The sequence below is a fragment of the Pectobacterium aroidearum genome (assembly GCF_015689195.1).
GTDB lineage: Bacteria > Pseudomonadota > Gammaproteobacteria > Enterobacterales > Enterobacteriaceae > Pectobacterium > Pectobacterium aroidearum.
The window spans coordinates 3,597,723-3,618,674 of the sequence record NZ_CP065044.1; the positions used below are offsets into that span (position 1 = coordinate 3,597,723).

Genomic DNA, 20,952 nt, shown 5'->3' on the forward strand with positions numbered 1-20,952 from the left:
TGTGCGACATCGTCTATTCACGCTGTTGCTGGGGCTAGCGGTGTTAATCACCGCTGGCTGCGGTTTTCACCTGCGCGGCACGACACAAGTGCCTGCGCAGTTACAAACGCTGGTGCTTGACAGCAGTGACCCTTATGGCCCGCTCACGCGTGCGGTACGCGAGCAGCTCCGTCTCAGCGATGTGAAAATCGTTGACGATGCGACACGTCAGGATATCCCGTCTCTGCGGGTACTGGGCTCAAGCGAAACGCGCGATACTGTCTCTATTTTTCAGGATGGTAAAACGGCGGAGTACCAGATGGTGCTGACATTGCAGGCGCAGGTGCTGATGCCGGGTGAAGATATTTATCCGCTCAGCGTGACCGTGTTCCGCACGTTCTTTGATAACCCGCTGGCGGCACTGGCGAAAGATGCAGAACAGGACATCGTTCGTCAGGAAATGCGTGAGCAGGCTGCCCAGCAGTTGGTGCGTAAATTGCTGACCGTCAACGGTAGTCAGGAAGTCAAAAATCGGCAGCATTCCACCGCTGCCGCCACGCGTTCATGATTCGGCTTTACCCCGAGCAACTGACCGCGCAGCTCCATGAGGGGCTGCGCGGTTGTTATTTGGTCTTCGGGTCAGACCCACTCCTGCTACAGGAAAGCCTCGATAGCATCAAACGGGTCGCTCAACAGCACGAGTTTAGCGAACATTTCAGCTTCATTCTGGATCCTCATACCGACTGGGATGCGATTTTCAGCACCTGTCAGGCGCTCAGCCTGTTTGCTTCACGCCAATCGCTCTTACTGATCTTGCCGGAAAATGGCCCAAATGCCGCGATGAGCGAAAATCTGGTCAAGCTTTCCGGGCTATTGCATCCCGATATTTTGCTGATTCTGCGCGGTCATAAGCTGACCAAAGCGCAGGAAAACAGCGCCTGGTTCAAAGCACTCGCGCAAGACAGCGTCTATATCAATTGTCTGACGCCAGAACAGGCACAGCTTCCCCGTTGGGTTTCACAGCGCGCCAAATCCATGAAGTTAACGCTGGATGAACAGGCTACGCAGCTCATTTGCTATTGCTATGAAGGCAATCTTCTTGCGCTTTCTCAGGCGTTAGAACGGCTGTCGCTGCTTTACCCTGATGGTAAGCTGACCCTGCCGCGTGTGGAAAGCGCAGTTAATGATGCCGCCCACTTCACGCCGTTCCACTGGCTCGATGCGCTACTGGCAGGGAAAAGCAAACGCGCCTGGCACATTTTACAGCAGCTACAGCAGGAAGATTGCGAACCGGTTATTTTGCTGCGCACGCTACAACGTGAGTTGCTGCAGCTGTTGGCGCTGAAGCGGCGTATGTCAGACACGCCGCTGCGTACGTTATTCGATCAGCAAAAGGTGTGGCAAAATCGGCGTGACCTGCTCACTCAGGCATTACAGCGGCTGTCTCTGCAACAGCTACAGCAGGCTGTGCGATTGCTGACGCAGGTGGAAATAACGCTAAAACAAGACTACGGTCAGCCCGTCTGGTCTGAACTTGAATCGCTTGCCATGCTGCTGTGCGGCAAAGCATTACCGGAGGCATTCATCTGAATCAGTCCCCCGCCACACCATCGCTAACCGCATTTTTTGGCGGCACGTTCGACCCGATTCATTACGGTCATCTCCAGCCAGTGACGGCACTGGCAAACCTCGTGGGGCTGACTCAGGTGGTTCTGCTGCCCAATAATGTTCCGCCGCATCGACAGCAGCCTGAAGCCAGTTCCCAACAGCGTTTTCATATGGCTGAGCTGGCTGTTGAAGGCAATCCGCTCTTTACCGTAGACGATCGTGAACTGCAACGGCAAACCCCCTCTTACACCATTGAAACATTGGAAGCGTTGAGGGCTGAAAAAGGCCGTAATGCGCCGTTGGGTTTTATCATCGGGCAGGATTCGCTGCTGACGCTACACCACTGGCATCGCTGGCAGGATCTACTCGGCGTCTGTCATTTGCTGGTGTGCGCACGTCCCGGCTATCGCTCGACGCTGGAAACACCCGAATTACAACAGTGGCTGGACGACCATCTGACACACAGGCCAGACGATCTCCACCGCCAAGCGCAAGGGCGGATCTTTTTGGCAGACACGCCGCTGGTCACCATCTCCGCCACGGAAATTCGCCAACGTCGGCAGCAAGGTCTGGACTGCCACGATTTATTACCTCCCGCCGTACTCAGTTATATCGACGAAAACAGCCTGTACCAATAACACCGCTTTTCCTGCCCATCAGCCACGGGCTTTATACCACTCGGTAAAAGTGCGTGATATACTCCGCGGCTGGTTTCAATCACCGGGAAAAGCGGAAATTCTCGGCAATTACTCGGTGATTCACGTTTTTCCTAAACAATTCAGCGCCACGCGCCTCTGTCAGTTGAAGACAGAACGCCATTGAGGGGGAACCTTTGCAAGGCCAAGCACTCCAAGATTTCGTTATTGATAAGGTCGATGACTTAAAAGCTCAGGATATCGTTGCACTCAATGTGCAGGGTAAATCCAGCATTACCGATTACATGGTTATCTGTACGGGAACCTCTACGCGTCACGTCGCTTCTATTGCCGATCACGTCGTGCAATCTTCACGTGCCGCGGGTCTGATCCCACTCGGTGTCGAAGGCGAAAGCGCCGCTGACTGGGTTGTTGTCGATTTGGGTGATGTGATGGTTCATGTCATGCAAGAAGAAAGCCGCCAGTTGTACGAATTGGAAAAACTGTGGGGCTAGTATGAAACTGCAACTGGTCGCCGTTGGCACCAAAATGCCCGACTGGGTGCAGACTGGTTTCACCGATTATCTGCGCCGTTTTCCCAAAGACATGCCTTTCGAATTACTCGAAATTCCAGCGGGGAAACGGGGTAAAAATGCGGACATCAAACGCATCCTGGAGCGCGAAGGCGAACAGATGCTGGCTGCGGTGGGTAAAGGCAACCGCATTGTTACGCTCGATATTCCAGGGACTCGCTGGGAGACGCCGCAGTTGGCGCAACAGCTGGAGCGTTGGAAACAGGACGGACGCGACGTCAGCCTGCTGATTGGCGGCCCTGAAGGACTTGCGCCAGAGTGCAAAGCCGCAGCGGAACAAAGCTGGTCACTCTCGCCATTAACGCTGCCGCACCCGCTCGTCCGTGTACTGGTGGCAGAGAGCCTGTATCGTGCATGGAGCATTACGACTAATCACCCTTACCATCGGGAGTAAGGCGATACGATGAAACCTGTGAAATAACGCTGGATGAAAGTAGAACGTAAACCCTTTCGTGATTATACGGCTGAGTCTGCCCTGTTTGTGCGCCGTGCTTTGGTCGCCTTTCTGGGCATTTTGCTGCTTTCCGGTGTATTAGTCGCTAACCTTTATCATCTGCAGATTGTGCGTGTTGATGACTACCGCACACGTTCTAATGAGAACCGCATTAAGCTGGTTCCTATCGCACCCAGCCGTGGCATCATCTATGACCGTAACGGCACACCGCTGGCGTTAAACCGCACCATCTACCAGTTAGAGCTGGTGCCCGACAAAGTAGACAACCTTAAAGAGACGCTGGAAGCGCTGCGGCCCGTCGTCGATCTGACCGATGACGATCTGGAAAGTTTTGAAAAAGAGCGTAAGCGCTCACGCCGCTTTACCTCTATTCCGGTGAAAACCGGGCTCAATGAGATTCAGGTTGCCCGCTTTGCCGTCAATCAATATCGCTTCCCCGGCGTTGAAATTAAAGGCTACCAGCGCCGCTATTATCCTTATGGTTCTGCGCTGACGCACGTCACGGGCTATGTCTCCAAAATCAACGATAAAGACGTAGAACGGCTGACCAAAGAAGAAAAAATCGCCGATTACGCCGCCACACATGACATCGGTAAGCTGGGCATCGAGCGTCATTACGAAGATTTACTGCACGGCAAACCCGGCTATGAGGAAGTTGAAGTCAACAACCGCGGCCGCGTAATCCGTCAGCTCCACGAGCAGCCACCGCAGGCCGGACGCGATATTTATCTGACGTTGGACCTGAGTCTGCAAATCTACATCGAAAAATTACTCGAAGGTAGCCGTGCCGCTGTCATCGTCACTGACCCGCGCGATGGCGGTATTCTGGCGATGGTTTCTACACCCAGTTACGACCCCAACCTCTTTGTCGACGGGATTTCCACCAAAAACTATAACAAACTACAAAACGATCCTAATCGCCCGTTAATCAATCGCACAACGCAGGGGGTGTACCCACCCGCCTCCACCGTGAAACCCTATATCGCGGTTTCCGCTCTGACTACGGGTGTGATTACGACTAACACCAGCCTGTTTGATCCCGGCTGGTGGCAATTACCCGGTTCTGAAAAACGCTTTCGCGACTGGAAAAAATGGGGACATGGTCGCCTGAATCTCACCAAATCGCTGGAAGAGTCTGCGGATACCTTCTTCTATCAGGTCGCTTATGACATGGGTATCGACCGCCTGTCCGAATGGATGACCAAATTTGGTTACGGCGAGAAAACTGGTATCGATATTTCAGAAGAAAGCAAAGGCAATATGCCAACGCGCGAGTGGAAATTAGGACGATTCAAAAAACCCTGGTATCAGGGCGACACCATTCCCGTCGGGATCGGACAGGGCTACTGGACGGCAACGCCCATTCAGATGAATAAGGCGTTGGTTACACTGATCAATGACGGGCAGGTCAAAACGCCACATCTGCTGTATAGCTCGCGAGAAAATGGGGCGATTGTGCCTTACCGACAGGCTGAGAATCAGCAAATCGGCGATATCCACTCTGGCTATTGGGAAGTAGCAAAAGATGGTATGTATGGCGTGGCGAATCGACCTAACGGCACCGCACACAAAAGCTTCGAGGATGCTCCCTATAAGATTGCGGCAAAATCCGGTACAGCTCAGGTCTTCGGCCTGAAAGAAAACGAAACCTATAATGCGCACAAGATCGCAGAACATCTGCGTGACCATAAATTAATGGTTGCCTTTGCCCCGTACAAAAATCCTAAAGTAGCGGTATCGGTCATTCTGGAAAACGGTGGGGCTGGCCCGACCGTTGGCACCATCACTCGCCAGATCCTTGATCATATCCTGTTGGGTGATAACAATACTGATTTACCCAGTGCGCCCCCTGCGCCACCGGGTAGCGAGAGTGAGTAACAGACAGTCATGACCGATAGCCAACAAAAGGGATCGTTCTGGGCGAAAATCCACATCGACCTCCCGTTTCTTCTCTGCATCCTGGCACTGCTGGGCTATAGCCTATTTGTCTTATGGAGCGCCAGCGGGCAAGACGTCGGTATGATGGAACGAAAAGTCGTTCAAATCGTACTGGGGTTTACGGTGATGATCGTGATGGCGCAAATCCCTCCCCGCGTGTATGAGGGCTGGGCTCCCTACCTCTACGTATTCTGCGTAATTTTGCTGCTCATCGTGGATATTTTCGGACAGATTAGTAAAGGTGCGCAGCGCTGGCTGGATCTGGGTTTTATCCGTTTCCAACCGTCGGAAATTGCCAAGATCGCTGTACCGCTAATGGTCGCGCGTTTTATTAACCGTGATATGTGCCCGCCATCGCTAAAAAATACGGCAATCGCACTGGTGCTGATTTTTGTCCCTACGCTGCTGGTTGCCGCCCAGCCGGATTTAGGCACCTCGATTCTGGTCGCGCTCTCAGGGCTGTTTGTGCTTTTCCTCGCGGGTATGAGCTGGCGCTTGATTGGTATCGCCGTCCTGCTACTCGCCGCTTTTATTCCTATACTCTGGTTTTTCCTGATGCATGATTATCAGCGCGCCAGGGTCATGATGCTACTCGATCCAGAAAGCGACCCGCTTGGTGCCGGATACCATATTATTCAGTCGAAAATTGCGATAGGCTCGGGTGGCCTGTCTGGAAAAGGTTGGCTGCACGGCACACAGTCTCAGTTAGAGTTTTTGCCAGAACGCCACACCGACTTTATCTTTGCCGTACTGTCAGAAGAGCTCGGCTTAATCGGCGTCTTGATTCTGCTCGCCATGTATCTGTTCATGATCATGCGCGGTCTGGTCATTGCTGCTAATGCGCAAACCTCGTTCGGCCGAGTGATGGTCGGCGGGCTGATGCTGATTCTGTTTTTCTATGTTTTCGTCAATATCGGGATGGTCAGCGGTATACTTCCCGTCGTTGGCGTGCCGCTACCGCTAATCAGCTATGGCGGATCGGCGCTGGTCGTCTTAATGGCGGGGTTCGGTATCGTCATGTCGATACATACTCACCGCAAACTGCTATCCAAAAATTTATAACATGAGGTGAGCAATGCGTAAGGATTGGCTTTGGATCGGCGTAGCAACTCTGGCGCTTGCTGCCTGTACCACCACGGAACAGCGACAGCCTGCCCCACCAGTGACTCAGGTTTATAGCGGCCCCGTCGAGGAAATCGGCGGTGCAGAACCGCGTTACGAACCCTACAATCAGGGGACGCTGCAGGACTACAGCATCAAAGGCAAGAGCTATAAAATTGTCAAAGATCCACAAAACTTTAGTGAGACTGGCCTAGCCGCCTGGTACGGCGAAGAAGCCAGCGGTAATCGCACGTCAATCGGCGAAACGTTTGATCCTAACGCGATCACCGCCGCCCACCCAACGCTGCCGCTGCCAAGCTATGTCCGCGTCACCAACCTGAGTAACGGTCGCCGTCTGGTTGTGCGCGTGAATGACCGCGGGCCGTATACGCCGGGCAGAATTATCGATCTGTCGAAGGCTGCAGGCGATCGACTGAATATCTCGAACAATACCAAAGTAAAAGTGGACTTCATCAACGTCGCGCCAGATGGGACGCTCTCCGGTCCTGGAACCGTGGGCACCACCGTCGCCAAGCAAAGCTTCGCTCTGCCAGAGCGCCCGAGCTTCGGTGCCAGCGGGCTGGGGACGCCAATGATGGAAAGCACTTCACCAACGCCCAACAGCGCTGTTCGCCCAATCAGCAATAGCAGCCTGAGTGCCCCTACAGAAAACACGCAACCGCAGAGCAGCGCACCATCGCACAGCGGTGGTTTTCTGGGGGCTCCTTCTGCCCTGCGCGCTGGCGTAGTTGAGTCCAACGTGGCGCCAACGGCAACATCGTCCCCATCTGCCGCACCACTGAACGTCGCACCAGCCGCGTCAGCTGCAGCGGTTGCCGCTCCCTCGGCGGTATCCTCCTCCGCCACGGGTCGCTATGTGGTACAGGTCGGGGCGCTGAGCGATCAGCAACGCGCGCAAACCTGGCAGCGCAGCCTGAGCGAACGCTTCCGCGTAGCCGGTAAAGTCACGGCGAGCGGTGGACTGTACCGTATCCAGCTAGGGCCATTCCAGAATCGTCAGCAAGCCGCTGAACTTCAACAACGTTTGTCAGTCGAAGCTCAGCAGCAGTCGTTTATTACCGCCGCACCCGGCACCCTCTAGTCACGGATAATCGGCAGGCTTACCATGCGAAAACGGCGGCTATGACATTGAACATACCGCCCTTTTGCAAAATCACGTAACGTAATGCCTGATGCCTGCCTATTCCCCATCTGCTATAGTGTGGCTCGTTTTTTAACTCATACCCACGGATGTTGTTGTTCCAATCATGAATACTGTAAACACGTCTCGTTTTACTAAGCGTACTGCGCTTGGCGCACTGCTCGTCATTAGCGCCTCTTCCTTTGCCTATGCCGAAGATATCAATCTTAAAACGATGATCCCCGGCGTTCCGCAAATCGATGCTGAATCCTACATCCTGATTGATTACAACTCTGGAAAAGTGTTGGCGGAAATGAACGCTGACACGCGCCGCGATCCGGCCAGCTTAACGAAAATGATGACCAGCTACGTGATTGGTCAGGCGATTAAATCAGGAAAAATCAGCCCTAACGACATCGTTACCGTCGGTAAAGATGCCTGGGCAACCGGTAACCCAACCTTCCAGGGCTCTTCCCTGATGTTCCTGAAGCCGGGCGACCGTGTTCCCGTCTCCCAATTAAACCGCGGCATTATCCTGCAATCCGGTAACGATGCCTGTGTCGCGATGGCCGACTACGTTGCGGGAAGTCAGGACGCCTTCGTTAACCTGATGAACGGTTACGTGAAAGCTCTGGGGCTGCAGAATACCAATTTTGAAACCGTGCACGGTCTGGATGCACCGGGCCAGTTCAGCTCGGCGCGTGATATGGCCCTGATCGGTCAGGCGCTGATTCGCGATGTTCCAGAAGAGTACGCAACCTACAAAGAGAAAGAGTTCACATTCAACAACATCCGCCAGCCTAACCGTAACGGTTTACTGTGGGATTCCAGCCTGAATGTTGACGGCATCAAAACAGGCCACACGTCATCAGCCGGCTTTAATCTGGTCGCTTCAGCCACAGAAGGTCAGATGCGTCTGATTTCTGCCGTACTGGGTGGACGTAATGCCAAAGGACGCGAATCCGAAAGTAAAAAACTGCTGACCTGGGGCTTCCGCTTCTTTGAAACCGTCGCACCGTTGAAAGCAGGCAAAGAGTTCGCTTCCGAGCCCGTCTGGTTTGGCGACAGCGACCGCGTTGCGCTGGGCGTTGAGAAAGATGCCTACCTGACCATTCCACGTGGCCGTATGAAAGATCTGAAAGCCAGCTATGTTCTGGACAACACGGAATTGCATGCGCCGTTAGCCAAAAATCAGGTTGTGGGTTCTATCAACTTCCAGCTCGATGGCAAAACCATCGATCAGCGCCCGCTGGTTGTGATGAACGAAGTGAAAGAAGGCGGGATCTTTGGCCGCATGATCGACTACATCAAATTGATGTTCCATCACTGGTTCGGTTAAGCCCCCTTGTGTGGGGCGAAAACGCCCCCATATAGATAGCATCCATAACTCCCGCAGACGCGGGAGTTATATTTTTTAGTATGATGTACATATGTCAGTGCTAATACCGTTGGAATAATACCGACGTATTACCCTCTCTGGAGCGCAAATGAAAACCAAATTAAACGAACTGCTTGAATTCCCCTGCGTTTTTACCTACAAGGTCATGGGTGAGGCAAAACCAGAGCTGGTCGATCTGGTCGTTGAAGTGGTACAACGTCATGCGCCAGGCGACTACACGCCGCAGATCAAACCCAGCAGCAAGGGGAATTACCACTCCGTTTCCATCACCATCACTGCGACACATATTGAGCAGGTAGAAACGCTGTACGAAGAACTGGGCAACATCGATATCGTGCGCATGGTTCTGTAAAGACGATTCTGTGAAGATAGTGTTGTAATAAAAACGGGCGGGAAAATTAGCGAGCACGGCATGTTTCTGCGATGCATGGTTTTATAATGCATAGTGATAGTGCTGTTCGCTGAAGTCTCCCGCCGTTATAATCCTCCCACCTTTCCTTAACCTGAAGATGACACACTTGCTACAGGATAAGATCATCGTACGCCAATTTGACGTACAGCCGTATGAACCCGTCTCTCTGGCGATGCATAATTTCACCGACCGACGCGATGATAAAACTCCAGATGAAATCTGGCTGGTGCAGCATCCCCGCGTATTCACACAAGGTCAGGCGGGAAAAGCCGAACATGTCCTCATGCCCGGCGACATTCCGGTCATTCAGAGCGACAGAGGCGGTCAGGTGACCTACCACGGCCCCGGCCAGCAGGTCATGTACGTGTTGATTGACCTAAAGCGCCGTAAGCTTGGCGTTCGTCAGCTCGTCACCGCCATTGAAAATACCGTGATTGGCACACTGGCGCACTTCCATATTGACGCCCATGCTCGCCCTGATGCGCCCGGTGTTTATGTGGGCGAGCGTAAAATCTGCTCGCTAGGACTGCGTATTCGCAAAGGCTGCTCTTTCCACGGGTTGGCGCTCAATATTGCTATGGATCTCTCCCCTTTCCTGCGTATCAACCCGTGTGGTTATGCCGGTATGGAGATGACGCAAATCAGCGATCTGGTGCCGGGCGTCACGCTAGATGACACCGCTCCCGTGCTGGTGAACACCTTTTTGCAGTTAGTTGGCTATTCCGCGCCCGAGTTTATTCCGTGGAATCTGGACGTTCAGGGTGAGCCGCTTCCTGGTTGACGTGTTTCATCCTGTCAATAAAAATCAGCAAGTTAGGCGATCGTTTTTTGATAAATTACATTTTATTCACATAATTTCTTCATTTTGATCGCGCAAAGGCTGATTGTGGTTAGGCAAGATGATATAATTTTTATAGTTTTTTAAAAAAAAGTTTAACCAAAAACATAATCCTTTGAATTTGAATAGCAAATTTAAAGAAACGATTCAGAACTGGAACTTACGCAAACATGAGTAAACCGATTCAGATCGAACGCGGCGTCAAATACCGCGATGCCGATAAGATGGCGCTAATCCCGGTACGTACCGTCGTCACCGAACGCCAAGAGATTCTGCGCAAACCTGAATGGATGAAGATTAAACTTCCGGCGGATTCGAGCCGTATTCAGGGAATCAAAGCGGCCATGCGCAAAAACGGGTTGCACTCAGTTTGCGAAGAAGCGTCCTGTCCGAATCTGGCGGAGTGTTTCAACCACGGCACCGCCACCTTCATGATTCTGGGCGCCATTTGTACGCGTCGCTGCCCATTCTGTGACGTTGCCCACGGCCGTCCGCTTACGCCGGATGCCAACGAGCCAGAGAAACTGGCACAGACCATCCATGACATGGGCTTGCGCTATGTCGTTATCACCTCGGTTGACCGTGATGACCTGCGTGACGGTGGAGCACAGCACTTTGCGGACTGCATTAGCGCGATTCGCCGCAAAAACCCGAATATCCGCATCGAAACGCTGGTGCCAGACTTCCGTGGCCGTATGGATCGCGCGTTAGAAATTCTGACCGCCACACCACCGGATGTGTTCAATCACAATCTGGAAAACGTACCGCGCGTTTATCGTCAGGTTCGCCCTGGTGCAAACTATGAGTGGTCACTGAAGCTGCTGGAAAACTTCAAAAACGCGCACCCGGATATCCCGACCAAATCTGGCCTGATGGTTGGATTGGGGGAAACCAATGCTGAAATCGTGGACGTGATGCGAGACCTGCGCCGCCACGGTGTGACGATGCTGACGCTGGGACAATATTTACAGCCGAGCCGCCATCACCTGCCGGTACAGCGCTACGTCAGCCCAGATGAATTTGACGAGATGAAAGCCGAAGCGATGGCGATGGGCTTCACCCACGCCGCATGTGGCCCATTTGTACGCTCGTCTTACCATGCCGACCTGCAAGCCAAAGGCATCGAAGTAAAATAATCGCTCATAGTTTTTTACACATTTTTTGTGTGGAATAAAAAACGGACGGCTATTGCCGTCCGTTTTGCTGTGTGAGGCGTGCTCAGGATTCTTTGCGCGACGAATCATTCAGCGCTGCGGTATCATCCGTCTTTGCCGGCTGATCGTCATTCATCGCCTTCTTGAAACCTTTAATCGCCGCGCCTAAATCACCGCCTAAGCTACGAAGTTTATTCGTACCGAACAGCAGAATGATTAATGCGCCAATCACCAACAGCTTGGCAATACTAATACCTTCCATACAGACCTACCTGATTTACAGATGCTGGAGACGCCAGCGAGCGAGAACACGTACTTTTCGAACAAGGATTGTCGAACAATCGTTGTCGAAAAATTCTTTTATCCTATGTCCTCTATGTAAAACCTTACGCTGCACGACACAATCACCATCTGTAACAAAGTAAGACGCTTTTCGCACGCATTCAGATTGCTTTACAACTTTCCCTCTCAGCCTCACTACAAAAAAACCATCTGAAGGCGTAAACTTCCATACTATGCGGAGATGACATTCCTCCCTACCCTGGGCAGCCAAAACGCTGACCGCCGCAAGACAGGGTACAAACCGCCACCCGGCTAATGATGTCTACGTCCACCTCGCAGAGAGGGCGTAGCGTCCTGCCCAATACTCTCCGAGATCGTGAAAAACAAGCGATGTAAAAAGCATCCAAACAAAACAGGCCAGGAAAGGTTTCTATGTTTAGTACATTACTCGCGGTATTTATTGGCGGCGGAGTGGGTAGCGTCGCGCGCTGGCAGCTCGGCGTGAAGTTTAATAATCTGTATCCAACGTTGCCGTTGGGCACCCTGCTTGCCAATCTAATCGGTGCCTTTGTTATTGGTGGCGCACTCGCTTTCTTCCTGCGCCATCCTCATCTCTATCAGGACTGGAAAATATTGATTACCACCGGGCTATGCGGTGGCTTAACGACGTTTTCTACCTTTTCCGCAGAGGTCATCATGTTCCTGCAAAGCGGGCAATTGGCAGCAGCGGGGTTACATGTGCTGTTGAATTTGGCAGGTTCGTTACTAATGACAGCACTGGCGTTTGCCTTGGTCACGTGGGTAACAACACACTGATATGATGTGAAAAATGAAGCAAAAAAAACCCGCCATTGGCGGGTTTTTCACGAAATCGGTATAATTAAATAGCGTTAACGTTAGCAGCAGAAGGACCTTTGGCACCGTCAGTGATTTCGAACTCTACACGCTGACCTTCAGCCAGAGTTTTGAAACCATTGCTCTGGATGGCAGAGAAGTGTACGAACACGTCTTTGCTACCATCTTCAGGAGTAATGAAACCGAAGCCTTTGGACTCATTAAACCACTTAACACTACCTTTAATCTTAGACATCAAACTTACCTTTACATGAATGAAAGACACAAAATCTGTGTCAGGTACAGTACAACAATAGATTGGCCTTTTGTCCAGTTGAAGTTGGATAAAAAGTGATAAAAATCGCTAAAAAGATATACCGGACGACCTTGCTGCCCTATTTTAACTCGATGCAGAACGCAGAGCGCTCGGTTCGGGCTGATTCATCACTTTTTATGATATCGAAGGAAGGTAGTATGGTAAGCAAAACGCTAGGTCTGATCGGGGGAATGAGTTGGGAATCCACCATCCCGTATTACCGTATCATCAACGAGTATGTGAAAGGCCAACTTGGTGGCCTGCACTCCGCCAAAATCATCCTGCACAGCGTCGATTTCCACGAGATAGAACGATTGCAGGCACAAGGTGATTGGGAGCAGTCAGCCGCCGTACTCGGCAATATCGCGGTGGGATTACGTCAGGCAGGCGCGGATGCTATCGTCATCTGTACCAACACCATGCATAAAGTGGCAGATGACGTTGAACGCGCCTGCCAGCTTCCTCTTTTACATATTGCCGATGCCACCGGCGCCAGCCTGAAACAACACGGACTGAAGAAAGTCGGCCTGCTTGGAACCCGCTATACCATGGAGCAGGATTTTTACCGCCAGCGCATTCAGGAACGATTTGGAGTGGAGGTAGTGGTTCCCGACCATGAGGGGAAAGAGATCGTTAACCGCATCATTTACGACGAACTCTGTCTGGGGAACATTAACGACGTCTCACGGCAGGCCTATCGGGACATTATCCAGCAGCTTGAACAGCAAGGCGCAGAAGGCATCATCTTGGGTTGTACAGAAATTCCGTTACTGATCGGTGACCAAGATGCGACAGTTCCTCTTTTTGACACCAGCAAGCTGCACGCGATTGCCGCAGCAAAATTTGCGCTTAACCAATCATCACGATGAATTAATTGAATAAAAGGGAAATCACTCGCGAACTTAATAATACCCTCTTTTATTCACTCAGGTTTCCCCTTTTTGCATAGAAAAAAAGCAGTATTGAGAGACTCAATACTGCTTATTCGTATGATTTTATTCCTGGTATGCAATGACTAACAGTACTTCTCGTTATTATTTACGTAACATTGCTTCAATAAAATCTTTCCAAGTACTCACTTCTACTTCTACCATGCGAACCTCTTGGTGATTAACGGCGACGTATTATACGCACACTTTTTAATCAGGTAAAAGTGTTATGAAAGTATAAAAAGTGTACTACGCCTTATTTCTGCTACACAGTTCACAGTAGATCTCCCCGCCTTTTTTCGGCATGCTGGGCTATCGCACGATCAGGCCCCGTCGGGCCGTGCTGTCGAGTACAGCAATCGTCATGCAACCCAATAAGCAGAAAGGATTTTACCCCTATGGCGCTGACCATGTACGGCATCAAAAACTGTGACACCATAAAGAAAGCGCGCCGCTGGCTGGAAGATCAACAGGTGGCGTATCGCTTCCATGATTACCGTACCGACGGTCTGGATGAACAGTTGCTCCAGCGCTTTATCGACCAACTGGGGTTTCAGGCCTTACTCAACACACGTGGAACAACCTGGCGTAAGCTCAGTGAAGAACTGCGTGAACGCATTAACAGCGATAACCACGACAGCGCAGAGGCCGCCAAAAACCTGATGCTGGAGCAACCGGCGGTCATTAAACGGCCGTTGCTGATTGCCGATGACGGTAACGCGCTGCTGGGGTTCAGTATCGACAGCTACCAGAAATTTATTGCGGAGAAAAAATAACGTGTCTTGCCCAGTCATAGAGCTCGCTCAACAGTTAATTAAACGCCCTTCCCTCAGCCCGAACGACGAGGGCTGCCAGGCGCTCATGATTGAACGCCTGACGGCGATGGGCTTTACCGTCGAAGCAATGGATTTTGGCGATACCCAAAATTTCTGGGCATGGCGCGGCACAGGAAAAACGCTGGCCTTCGCCGGACACACTGACGTAGTCCCCAGCGGAGATGAAAGCCAGTGGCAGCATCCACCGTTTGAGCCGATCATTCGCGACGGCATGCTGTACGGTCGTGGCGCGGCGGACATGAAAGGTTCACTGGCCGCGATGGTGATTGCCGCCGAGCGCTTTGTCGCCGCCCACCCGAATCATCAAGGGCGTCTTGCGTTTCTGATTACCTCGGACGAAGAAGCCAGCGCCGTTAACGGCACGGTAAAAGTAGTTGAGGCGCTGATGGCACGCAACGAGCGATTGGACTACTGTCTGGTCGGTGAGCCGTCCAGTACGCACGTCGTGGGCGATGTGGTAAAAAATGGCCGACGTGGCTCCATCACAGCGAACCTGCGCGTACACGGCGTACAGGGGCACGTTGCCTACCCTCATCTGGCGGACAACCCTGTTCATCGTGCAGCACCAGCGCTGAACGAGCTGATCGCCACCGAATGGGATCGGGGCAACGATTTCTTCCCACCAACCACCATGCAGATTGCCAATATTCAGGCAGGCACCGGCAGCAATAACGTCATCCCCGGCGAACTGTTTGTGCAGTTTAATTTCCGTTTCAGCACCGAATTAACGGATGTGTTAATCCAGCAGCGCGTCGCGGAACTGCTGGATCGCCACCAGCTCAATTACACCATTGACTGGAAGCTTTCCGGCCAGCCATTCCTGACCGCACGCGGCGAACTGGTCGATGCCGTGGTAAATGCCGTCAAGCACTACAATGAGGTTACCCCAGAGCTGCTGACGAATGGTGGCACTTCCGATGGCCGCTTCATCGCACGTATGGGCGCGCAGGTGGTTGAACTGGGCCCCGTTAATGCCACGATCCATAAAGTGGACGAATGCGTCAGCGCCGCAGATCTGCAACTGCTAAGCCGCATGTACCAGCGCATTATGGAGCAGCTCATCGCATGATGACGTCAGCTATGTTAACCGGTAAAAGTGACCAGCATCTGGTTGCTTTAGACGGTCGCCATCGCCTTCAGCCAGAAGCGGTAACCGCGTTTCTGGCGCTACAGCGGGCAGCAAAGACGGCGGGATTTAACCTGCAACCAGCCAGTACGTTCCGTGATTTCGAGCGCCAACGTCAGATCTGGAATGGCAAGTTCCGCGGCGAGCGTCCCGTCATGGATGCCAACAGCCAGCCGCTGAATGTGTCGTCTTTGGACGAAGGCGATCGCTGTGAAGCGATTCTACGCTGGTCAGCCATGCCGGGCTCCAGCCGTCACCATTGGGGCAGCGATCTCGATATCTACGATCCCGATTTATTACCCGCAGGCAGCTCGCTCCAGTTGGAACCGTGGGAATATGAAGAAGGCGGTTATTTTGCCGCATTGAACGCGTGGCTGAGCACGCACATGCATGAATACGGTTTTTATCGACCTTATGCGCACGATCTCGGCGGTGTCGCAGTCGAACCCTGGCATATCAGCTATTATCCATTAGCACAGTATGCGGAAGAACAGCTTACACCCGATCTCATCCTTGCCGCCTGGCAAGATGAAGATATTGCAGGCTACCACTGGCTTTGCCAGCACTTGCCGCAGCTGTTTACCCGTTATATTCATAATGTTGATGAGGCGTAACCATGGCATGGCTGGCTGATTACTGGTGGATAATTCTGATTATCCTGATAGGCATGCTGATTAACGGCATCAAAGAATTGCGTAATGTTGACCATACGCGTTTTCTGCTCAACAAACCCAAATTGCCCCCACATCGTGACAACAACGACAAATGGGACGATGAAGACGACGACTGGCCGAAGAAAAAACCCTGATATCAGTCATCACCAAACCGCCTGCACGCGAGCTAAACCCCGCGCTGCGGGCAGTTTGGATTCTCACGCGGCGGGAACAAAACTTTCCGCCCGCTCCAGAAGAAAATCATAAAACTCTTTCGCACATACGGAAAGCTGACGCTCCCTATCCGTCACCAGATAGATACCGCGCTGCAGCGATAAATCCCGAAACGGAATAATCGCAATGTCTTTGTGCTGAAACTGGAACAGCGTCAGCCCCGTCACAATACTCACACCATAATTTGCCGCCACCAGCCCCATCATGGTGGTCAACTGACGCACTTCCAGCACGTAGTTAAAACCTTCCGGCTCGATAAGCTGATCGGTGTACTGCCGAATGCTGGTGCCTTTGCAAAACCCGACAAACGGGTATTGCGCCACATCGGCCACATCAACACTGTCGCGCTGCGCCAGCGGGTGCGAGTTCTGGCAGATCAGATAAAAACTGTCGGCAAACAGCATGTGAGAGCTGAACGTTCCCGGCGACGGCTGCCCTGCTGTCAGCGCCAGATCGGCGCGCCCATCCAGCACCGCCTTCAGGCAGCGATCCCACTGCGTATCCAGCAGTTCAACCTTAATCTTGGGATAAGCACGGTGATATTGCGCCAGCACCTGAGGCAACCATTCCACCGCCATTGACGGCAATACCGCCAGCACAATCTTCCCCTTGTACCCCGTGGCATACGACTTGATCTCACCGACGGCATCATCATGGGTTTGCACCAGCCGACGGGCAATATCAATGAAATGAAGGCCATCGGCGTTGAGTTGCACTTTACGTGTATCGCGATCAAATAGCCTATAGCCGACCTCTTCCTCCAACCCGGCGATTAATGAACTAAATGCTGGCTGAGAGAGATTTATTTTCTGAGCAGCGCGCGTGAAATTATCGGTTTCTGTCAACGCGATAAAGGCTCGTAATTGTTTTATCGATAAGTTCATAGTGTTTTTATATAAATAAAATGAAGTCTCCGGTAAGAAAGGAACAAATTCAATAAAAAAAATCGGCAACTACCATTTTTATGATCCTTCCCGCATTTATTTAATTCCATTCAAACAACGTCCACTATTCATAAAAATGGACATTCTCGATAAATATCACAAATTATAAAAAACAATTAAGTAAAAAGACTTAACTATGCAAACCAAATCAATCAATTAGCCATTAATAAGAAAATCAAAACGATTCATATCATTAACAAATAAAATAAACCCATCAGATTTACGAATAAAATCATTTCGATTACGAGTTAGTATAAAGAGGGTTGAGGGTGATAAAAATAGTGCAGACAAAAAATCAAATGACTCTGGGGTAAGCACTCATTTGTTTTGTTAATTATGACAAGGATTGTTATTGAGTTGTTTAATTTATTGTAAATAAAACAAATAGGCAACATACAAATATATTATTAAAGAGGATCTTTTATGCTAGCTCTCATCGGGGTGCTAACCATAGCCACCCTGCTCTTTTTCATCATGACCAAACGAATGTCGCCTCTGGTGGCGCTTATCGTGATACCCGTTCTTGGCGCGCTCGCGGCAGGCAGCGGCACCGATACCGCGAAATACGTGGTGGACGGCATCACCAAACTAGCCCCGATGGCGGCGATGTTTGTGTTTGCCATCGCCTTTTTCGGTGTCGTCACCGATGCAGGCATGTTTGATCCTATCATCAAAGGGATCTTACGCATGGTCGGCACCAGCCCGGTAAAAATCATTATCGGCACGGGCGTATTAGCACTGATCGCGCACCTGGACGGTAACGGTGCCGTCACCTTCCTGATCACCATTCCTGCGATGCTGCCGCTGTTTAATAAGCTCGGCATGGACAAGCGCATTCTGGTCGGTATTACCGCGCTCAGTGCGGGTGTTAACTTCCTGCCGTGGACCGGGCCGATGATCCGCGCCGCCGCCGCGTTAAACACCACCACACACGACCTGTTTATTCCGCTTATCCCAGCACAACTTTGCGGTCTGACCTTCATGGTGCTCATGGGCTATTACTGGGGCAAGAAAGAAGAGAAGCGTCTGGGATTAGCGTCGGGCAATCCGCTGGCTGGCAGCTCGCCGTCCATTGCGGCCGAAGCGCATGTAAAAGAACTGACCGATGCGGAAAAAGTATTACGTCGTCCTAAGATGTTCTGGGTCAACATCGCGCTGGTGCTTGCCGTTATCGGCACGATGGTGTTTACCAAAATTTCACCTACGGTCGCCTTCATGATCGCGCTGACGCTGGCACTGATGTTCAACTACCCCAACGTTGAAATGCAGAAAGAGCGCATTAATGCCCATGCCAAAGCGGCGCTGATGATGGCCAGCATCCTGTTTGCTGCGGGTGCGTTCACCGGCATCATGAGTGGCACCGGTATGCTGAAAGCCATGTCGCTCTCGGCGGTCAGCTTTGTGCCGGAATCTTTTGCCTCCCACATTCCATTTATCGTCGGTCTGATCTCCATGCCGTTGAGTCTGGTGTTTGACCCTGATTCGTACTACTTCGGCATCATGCCAGTCATTGCCCACACCGTGGACATGCTGGGTGTACCACCGATTCAGGTCGCGCAGGCTTCCGTATTAGGACAGATGACTACAGGCTTCCCGGTTAGTCCGCTGACGCCAGCCACCTTCCTACTGGTCAGTCTGGCGGGTGTCGATCTCGCCGATCACCAGAAGTTCTCTATCCCTGTGCTCTGGGCCGCCAGCGTCATCATGACGTTCGCCTGCGTCATCTTCGGGGTCTTCCCCTTATAGGGAACGTATGGTTCCCCATTGATTACGCCAACAGACACATTTCATTGATAAAGGTAAGTTTATGAAGACAATTCGTATTGGTTCCGGCGCTGGCTATGCTGGCGATCGCATCGAACCGGCCGTAGAACTGGCTCAAAAAGGCGACATTCAGTATCTGGTATTTGAATGTCTGGCGGAACGCACTATCGCTATCGGCCAAAAGCAGAAGCAGCAGAACCCGGAAAAGGGCTACAACGAACTGCTGGCTGACCGCATGCACGCCGTGCTGCCGCTCTGTCTGGAAAAAGGCATCAAGATCATCACCAACATGGGCTCGGCTAACCCTGTCGCAGCCGGTCAGCGCGTATTGGAAATCGCCAAAGAGATTGGTGCAGACAAGCTGAAAATCGCCGTCGTGACTGGTGATGATGTGCACTCAGTGCTGATTGCACAGGATTCCAAGCTGGATGAGATGGGTCAGCCGGTTTCACGCTGCGGCAAAGACATTATTTCCGCCAATGCCTATCTGGGCGCGGATGCGCTGGTAGAGGCTCTGCGTCAGGGTGCAGACGTGATTATTGCCGGACGCGTTTCCGACCCGTCGCTGTTCCTGTCCGCCATGATGTATGAATTCAACTGGGCAGCCGATGACTGGGATCATCTGGGCAAAGGTACCTGCCTCGGTCACCTGTTGGAATGTGCAGGTCAAATCACTGGCGGCTACTACGCCGATCCTGGTGTTAAAGACATCCCTCATCTTGATCGTTTGGGCTTCCCAATCGCGGAAATTAGCGAAGATGGCAGCGCCGTGATTACCAAAGTTGAAGGTTCCGGCGGCCGCGTCTGTGTGGATACCTGCAAAGAACAGCTGCTGTACGAAATCCACCGCCCGGATAGCTATATCACTCCAGACGTGATTGCCGATTTCAGCCACGTCACGTTTACCCAAGACGGTGAAAACCGCGTACGCGTACAGGGTGCAACCGGACACGCGAAAACCGATACGCTGAAAGTCTCCGTCGGCTATCAGGACGGGTTCATCGGCGAAGGCGAAATTTCTTACGCCGGTCCCGGTGCCGTCGCGCGCGGCCGTTTAGCGCTGGATATCGTCAAAGGGCGCTTTGCGGTGTGCCAGATCGATTTTCAGGAAGTACGCTATGACCTGATCGGTGTCGATGCCCTGCACGGTGCGCAACGGTCGCAAAGCAGCGAACCGTATGAAGTGCGCGCGCGCGTCGCAGCACGCTGCACCTCCAGAGCACAGGCGGTCAAAGTGGGTAACGAAGTTGAAACGCTCTATACCAACGGCCCGGCAGGCGGCGGCGGTGTTAACAAAGCGGTGAAAGAAATACTGGCGATGGATTCTACCCTGCTGTCTCGCGCCTGCGTCACACCAGCCGTTGATTATCTGGAGATTAAATAATGAAACTGCGTGAAATTGCTCATTCCCGTACCGGCGATAAAGGAAATACCTCCAATATTTCGCTGATTGCCTACCGGGCAGAAGACTATGACGTGCTGAAAGAGAAGATCACCGCCGAGAAAGTAAAGGCCTGGTTTGCCGATATCGTGACAGGTGATGTCGTTCGCTATGAGCTACCCGCGATCGGTGCCCTGAACTTCGTTATGTACGGTGCTCTGGGCGGTGGTGTTACACGTTCACTGGCGCTGGATATGCACGGCAAAGGATTAAGCTCGGCCATACTGGATATCGATATTTAATCCGATAACAGAGAGCAGGTGGCGGTTATTTACCCCCCTGCTCCCGCTAAATAACTGACATGTGCCGCAATAATTAACAGGTATTTATTTACCTGTGGG

25 protein-coding genes and 1 riboswitch are annotated in these 20,952 nt (G+C 52.0%); of the genes, 21 read left to right on the forward strand and 4 right to left on the reverse strand.

Going from position 1 to position 20,952, the window contains the following annotated elements:
- The first annotated feature begins 1 nt into the window (after window position 1).
- The 12 genes from lptE to lipA all read left to right on the forward strand — a co-directional run bounded on the left by lptE (window position 2) and on the right by lipA (window position 11,234).
- Window positions 2-547, forward strand: a complete 546-nt coding sequence (gene lptE / locus I2D83_RS16110) for an LPS assembly lipoprotein LptE (RefSeq protein ID WP_181848071.1) — start codon at window positions 2-4, stop codon at window positions 545-547.
- On the forward strand, window positions 544-1,569 hold the full coding sequence (holA, locus tag I2D83_RS16115) for a DNA polymerase III subunit delta (RefSeq protein ID WP_015839467.1): 1,026 nt from the start codon (window positions 544-546) through the stop codon (window positions 1,567-1,569). The genes lptE and holA overlap by 4 nt, the downstream gene beginning before the upstream one ends.
- Entirely contained in the window at window positions 1,536-2,225 is a 690-nt protein-coding gene (gene nadD, locus I2D83_RS16120; RefSeq protein WP_205946911.1) for a nicotinate-nucleotide adenylyltransferase, read from the forward strand. Before holA ends, nadD begins: the two co-directional genes overlap by 34 nt.
- 194 nt (window positions 2,226-2,419) lie before the next feature.
- Window positions 2,420-2,737 carry a ribosome silencing factor gene (gene rsfS, locus I2D83_RS16125; RefSeq protein ID WP_010284049.1) on the forward strand — a complete coding sequence of 106 codons (318 nt, stop codon included), beginning with the start codon at window positions 2,420-2,422 and terminating at the stop codon, window positions 2,735-2,737.
- A gap of 1 nt (window position 2,738) precedes the next feature.
- Window positions 2,739-3,209, forward strand: coding sequence for a 23S rRNA (pseudouridine(1915)-N(3))-methyltransferase RlmH (gene rlmH, locus I2D83_RS16130; protein WP_015730925.1), 471 nt, complete (start codon window positions 2,739-2,741; stop codon window positions 3,207-3,209).
- Window positions 3,210-3,242: 33 nt separating this feature from the next.
- Window positions 3,243-5,147, forward strand: a complete 1,905-nt coding sequence (gene mrdA, locus I2D83_RS16135) for a peptidoglycan DD-transpeptidase MrdA (RefSeq protein WP_015839465.1) — start codon at window positions 3,243-3,245, stop codon at window positions 5,145-5,147.
- Window positions 5,148-5,156: 9 nt separating this feature from the next.
- A complete protein-coding gene (gene mrdB, locus I2D83_RS16140) occupies window positions 5,157-6,269 on the forward strand; it encodes a peptidoglycan glycosyltransferase MrdB (RefSeq protein ID WP_015839464.1) in 1,113 nt (370 codons plus the stop codon).
- Window positions 6,270-6,282: 13 nt separating this feature from the next.
- Window positions 6,283-7,410 (forward strand): endolytic peptidoglycan transglycosylase RlpA, encoded by a 1,128-nt coding sequence (gene rlpA / locus I2D83_RS16145; protein ID WP_180778353.1) that lies wholly within the window; start codon window positions 6,283-6,285, stop codon window positions 7,408-7,410.
- Between the two features lie 166 nt (window positions 7,411-7,576).
- A complete protein-coding gene (gene dacA, locus I2D83_RS16150; protein WP_014700744.1) occupies window positions 7,577-8,788 on the forward strand; it encodes a D-alanyl-D-alanine carboxypeptidase DacA in 1,212 nt (403 codons plus the stop codon).
- A gap of 148 nt (window positions 8,789-8,936) precedes the next feature.
- Complete coding sequence (ybeD, locus tag I2D83_RS16155; protein WP_005976281.1) at window positions 8,937-9,200, forward strand: DUF493 family protein YbeD; 264 nt, start codon at window positions 8,937-8,939, stop codon at window positions 9,198-9,200.
- A gap of 157 nt (window positions 9,201-9,357) precedes the next feature.
- Entirely contained in the window at window positions 9,358-10,041 is a 684-nt protein-coding gene (gene lipB, locus I2D83_RS16160) for a lipoyl(octanoyl) transferase LipB (protein ID WP_180778352.1), read from the forward strand.
- A 227-nt stretch (window positions 10,042-10,268) separates the two neighbouring features.
- Window positions 10,269-11,234: a lipoyl synthase gene (gene lipA, locus I2D83_RS16165; protein ID WP_180778351.1), complete on the forward strand. Its 966-nt coding sequence runs from the start codon at window positions 10,269-10,271 to the stop codon at window positions 11,232-11,234.
- 82 nt (window positions 11,235-11,316) lie between these two features.
- On the opposite strand, the gene tatA is transcribed toward lipA, so the two are convergent.
- Complete coding sequence (tatA, locus tag I2D83_RS16170; RefSeq protein ID WP_015839460.1) at window positions 11,317-11,514, reverse strand: Sec-independent protein translocase subunit TatA; 198 nt, start codon at window positions 11,512-11,514, stop codon at window positions 11,317-11,319.
- Between the two features lie 248 nt (window positions 11,515-11,762).
- Window positions 11,763-11,866, forward strand: a riboswitch (Fluoride riboswitch).
- A gap of 100 nt (window positions 11,867-11,966) precedes the next feature.
- Between tatA and crcB the strand changes: the two genes are divergently transcribed.
- Entirely contained in the window at window positions 11,967-12,350 is a 384-nt protein-coding gene (gene crcB / locus I2D83_RS16175; RefSeq protein ID WP_205946912.1) for a fluoride efflux transporter CrcB, read from the forward strand.
- 64 nt (window positions 12,351-12,414) lie between these two features.
- On the opposite strand, the gene cspE is transcribed toward crcB, so the two are convergent.
- Window positions 12,415-12,624 carry a transcription antiterminator/RNA stability regulator CspE gene (cspE, locus tag I2D83_RS16180; protein ID WP_005976270.1) on the reverse strand — a complete coding sequence of 70 codons (210 nt, stop codon included), beginning with the start codon at window positions 12,622-12,624 and terminating at the stop codon, window positions 12,415-12,417.
- A 218-nt stretch (window positions 12,625-12,842) separates the two neighbouring features.
- On the opposite strand from cspE, the gene I2D83_RS16185 reads away from it, so the two are divergent.
- On the forward strand, window positions 12,843-13,553 hold the full coding sequence (locus I2D83_RS16185) for an aspartate/glutamate racemase family protein (protein ID WP_205946913.1): 711 nt from the start codon (window positions 12,843-12,845) through the stop codon (window positions 13,551-13,553).
- 165 nt (window positions 13,554-13,718) lie between these two features.
- Here the strand turns inward: I2D83_RS16185 and ypfM are convergent, their stop codons facing one another.
- Entirely contained in the window at window positions 13,719-13,778 is a 60-nt protein-coding gene (gene ypfM / locus I2D83_RS22595) for a protein YpfM (RefSeq protein WP_137739554.1), read from the reverse strand.
- A gap of 233 nt (window positions 13,779-14,011) precedes the next feature.
- Here ypfM and I2D83_RS16195 point away from each other — a divergent pair, with 233 nt between their 5' ends.
- From I2D83_RS16195 to I2D83_RS16210, 4 genes are read left to right on the forward strand one after another with little or no spacing between them, the layout of a single operon-like run.
- A complete protein-coding gene (locus I2D83_RS16195) occupies window positions 14,012-14,389 on the forward strand; it encodes an ArsC family reductase (RefSeq protein ID WP_205946914.1) in 378 nt (125 codons plus the stop codon).
- Between the two features lies 1 nt (window position 14,390).
- A complete protein-coding gene (gene dapE, locus I2D83_RS16200) occupies window positions 14,391-15,518 on the forward strand; it encodes a succinyl-diaminopimelate desuccinylase (protein ID WP_182099363.1) in 1,128 nt (375 codons plus the stop codon).
- The gene (locus I2D83_RS16205) at window positions 15,515-16,189 is read left to right on the forward strand and encodes a M15 family metallopeptidase (RefSeq protein ID WP_181830064.1); all 675 of its coding nucleotides are present in this window, start codon (window positions 15,515-15,517) and stop codon (window positions 16,187-16,189) included. Before dapE ends, I2D83_RS16205 begins: the two co-directional genes overlap by 4 nt.
- A gap of 2 nt (window positions 16,190-16,191) precedes the next feature.
- Window positions 16,192-16,383, forward strand: a complete 192-nt coding sequence (locus I2D83_RS16210; RefSeq protein ID WP_015839454.1) for a YpfN family protein — start codon at window positions 16,192-16,194, stop codon at window positions 16,381-16,383.
- A 63-nt stretch (window positions 16,384-16,446) separates the two neighbouring features.
- Here the strand turns inward: I2D83_RS16210 and I2D83_RS16215 are convergent, their stop codons facing one another.
- Entirely contained in the window at window positions 16,447-17,346 is a 900-nt protein-coding gene (locus tag I2D83_RS16215) for a LysR family transcriptional regulator (protein WP_205946915.1), read from the reverse strand.
- Window positions 17,347-17,829: 483 nt separating this feature from the next.
- Between I2D83_RS16215 and I2D83_RS16220 the strand changes: the two genes are divergently transcribed.
- From I2D83_RS16220 to I2D83_RS16230, 3 genes are all read left to right on the forward strand, one after another.
- A complete protein-coding gene (locus I2D83_RS16220) occupies window positions 17,830-19,152 on the forward strand; it encodes a CitMHS family transporter (RefSeq protein ID WP_180778346.1) in 1,323 nt (440 codons plus the stop codon).
- 61 nt (window positions 19,153-19,213) lie between these two features.
- Window positions 19,214-20,554, forward strand: coding sequence for an acyclic terpene utilization AtuA family protein (locus tag I2D83_RS16225; protein WP_205946916.1), 1,341 nt, complete (start codon window positions 19,214-19,216; stop codon window positions 20,552-20,554).
- A complete protein-coding gene (locus tag I2D83_RS16230; RefSeq protein ID WP_015839450.1) occupies window positions 20,554-20,853 on the forward strand; it encodes an AtuA-related protein in 300 nt (99 codons plus the stop codon). Before I2D83_RS16225 ends, I2D83_RS16230 begins: the two co-directional genes overlap by 1 nt.
- The last annotated feature ends 99 nt before the right edge of the window (window positions 20,854-20,952 follow it).

Coding starts and splice junctions, on each gene's coding strand:
- rlpA (WP_180778353.1), top strand. CDS start 6,283: ATGCGTAAGGATTGGCTTTGGATCGGCGTAGCAACTCTGGCGCTTGCT.
- tatA (WP_015839460.1), bottom strand. CDS start 11,514: ATGGAAGGTATTAGTATTGCCAAGCTGTTGGTGATTGGCGCATTAATC.
- mrdA (WP_015839465.1), top strand. CDS start 3,243: ATGAAAGTAGAACGTAAACCCTTTCGTGATTATACGGCTGAGTCTGCC.
- cspE (WP_005976270.1), bottom strand. CDS start 12,624: ATGTCTAAGATTAAAGGTAGTGTTAAGTGGTTTAATGAGTCCAAAGGC.
- holA (WP_015839467.1), top strand. CDS start 544: ATGATTCGGCTTTACCCCGAGCAACTGACCGCGCAGCTCCATGAGGGG.
- rlmH (WP_015730925.1), top strand. CDS start 2,739: ATGAAACTGCAACTGGTCGCCGTTGGCACCAAAATGCCCGACTGGGTG.
- I2D83_RS16205 (WP_181830064.1), top strand. CDS start 15,515: ATGATGACGTCAGCTATGTTAACCGGTAAAAGTGACCAGCATCTGGTT.
- I2D83_RS16195 (WP_205946914.1), top strand. CDS start 14,012: ATGGCGCTGACCATGTACGGCATCAAAAACTGTGACACCATAAAGAAA.
- I2D83_RS16185 (WP_205946913.1), top strand. CDS start 12,843: ATGGTAAGCAAAACGCTAGGTCTGATCGGGGGAATGAGTTGGGAATCC.
- crcB (WP_205946912.1), top strand. CDS start 11,967: ATGTTTAGTACATTACTCGCGGTATTTATTGGCGGCGGAGTGGGTAGC.
- I2D83_RS16220 (WP_180778346.1), top strand. CDS start 17,830: ATGCTAGCTCTCATCGGGGTGCTAACCATAGCCACCCTGCTCTTTTTC.
- I2D83_RS16215 (WP_205946915.1), bottom strand. CDS start 17,346: ATGAACTTATCGATAAAACAATTACGAGCCTTTATCGCGTTGACAGAA.
- dacA (WP_014700744.1), top strand. CDS start 7,577: ATGAATACTGTAAACACGTCTCGTTTTACTAAGCGTACTGCGCTTGGC.
- lipB (WP_180778352.1), top strand. CDS start 9,358: ATGACACACTTGCTACAGGATAAGATCATCGTACGCCAATTTGACGTA.
- ybeD (WP_005976281.1), top strand. CDS start 8,937: ATGAAAACCAAATTAAACGAACTGCTTGAATTCCCCTGCGTTTTTACC.
- I2D83_RS16230 (WP_015839450.1), top strand. CDS start 20,554: ATGAAACTGCGTGAAATTGCTCATTCCCGTACCGGCGATAAAGGAAAT.
- I2D83_RS16225 (WP_205946916.1), top strand. CDS start 19,214: ATGAAGACAATTCGTATTGGTTCCGGCGCTGGCTATGCTGGCGATCGC.
- lipA (WP_180778351.1), top strand. CDS start 10,269: ATGAGTAAACCGATTCAGATCGAACGCGGCGTCAAATACCGCGATGCC.
- I2D83_RS16210 (WP_015839454.1), top strand. CDS start 16,192: ATGGCATGGCTGGCTGATTACTGGTGGATAATTCTGATTATCCTGATA.
- mrdB (WP_015839464.1), top strand. CDS start 5,157: ATGACCGATAGCCAACAAAAGGGATCGTTCTGGGCGAAAATCCACATC.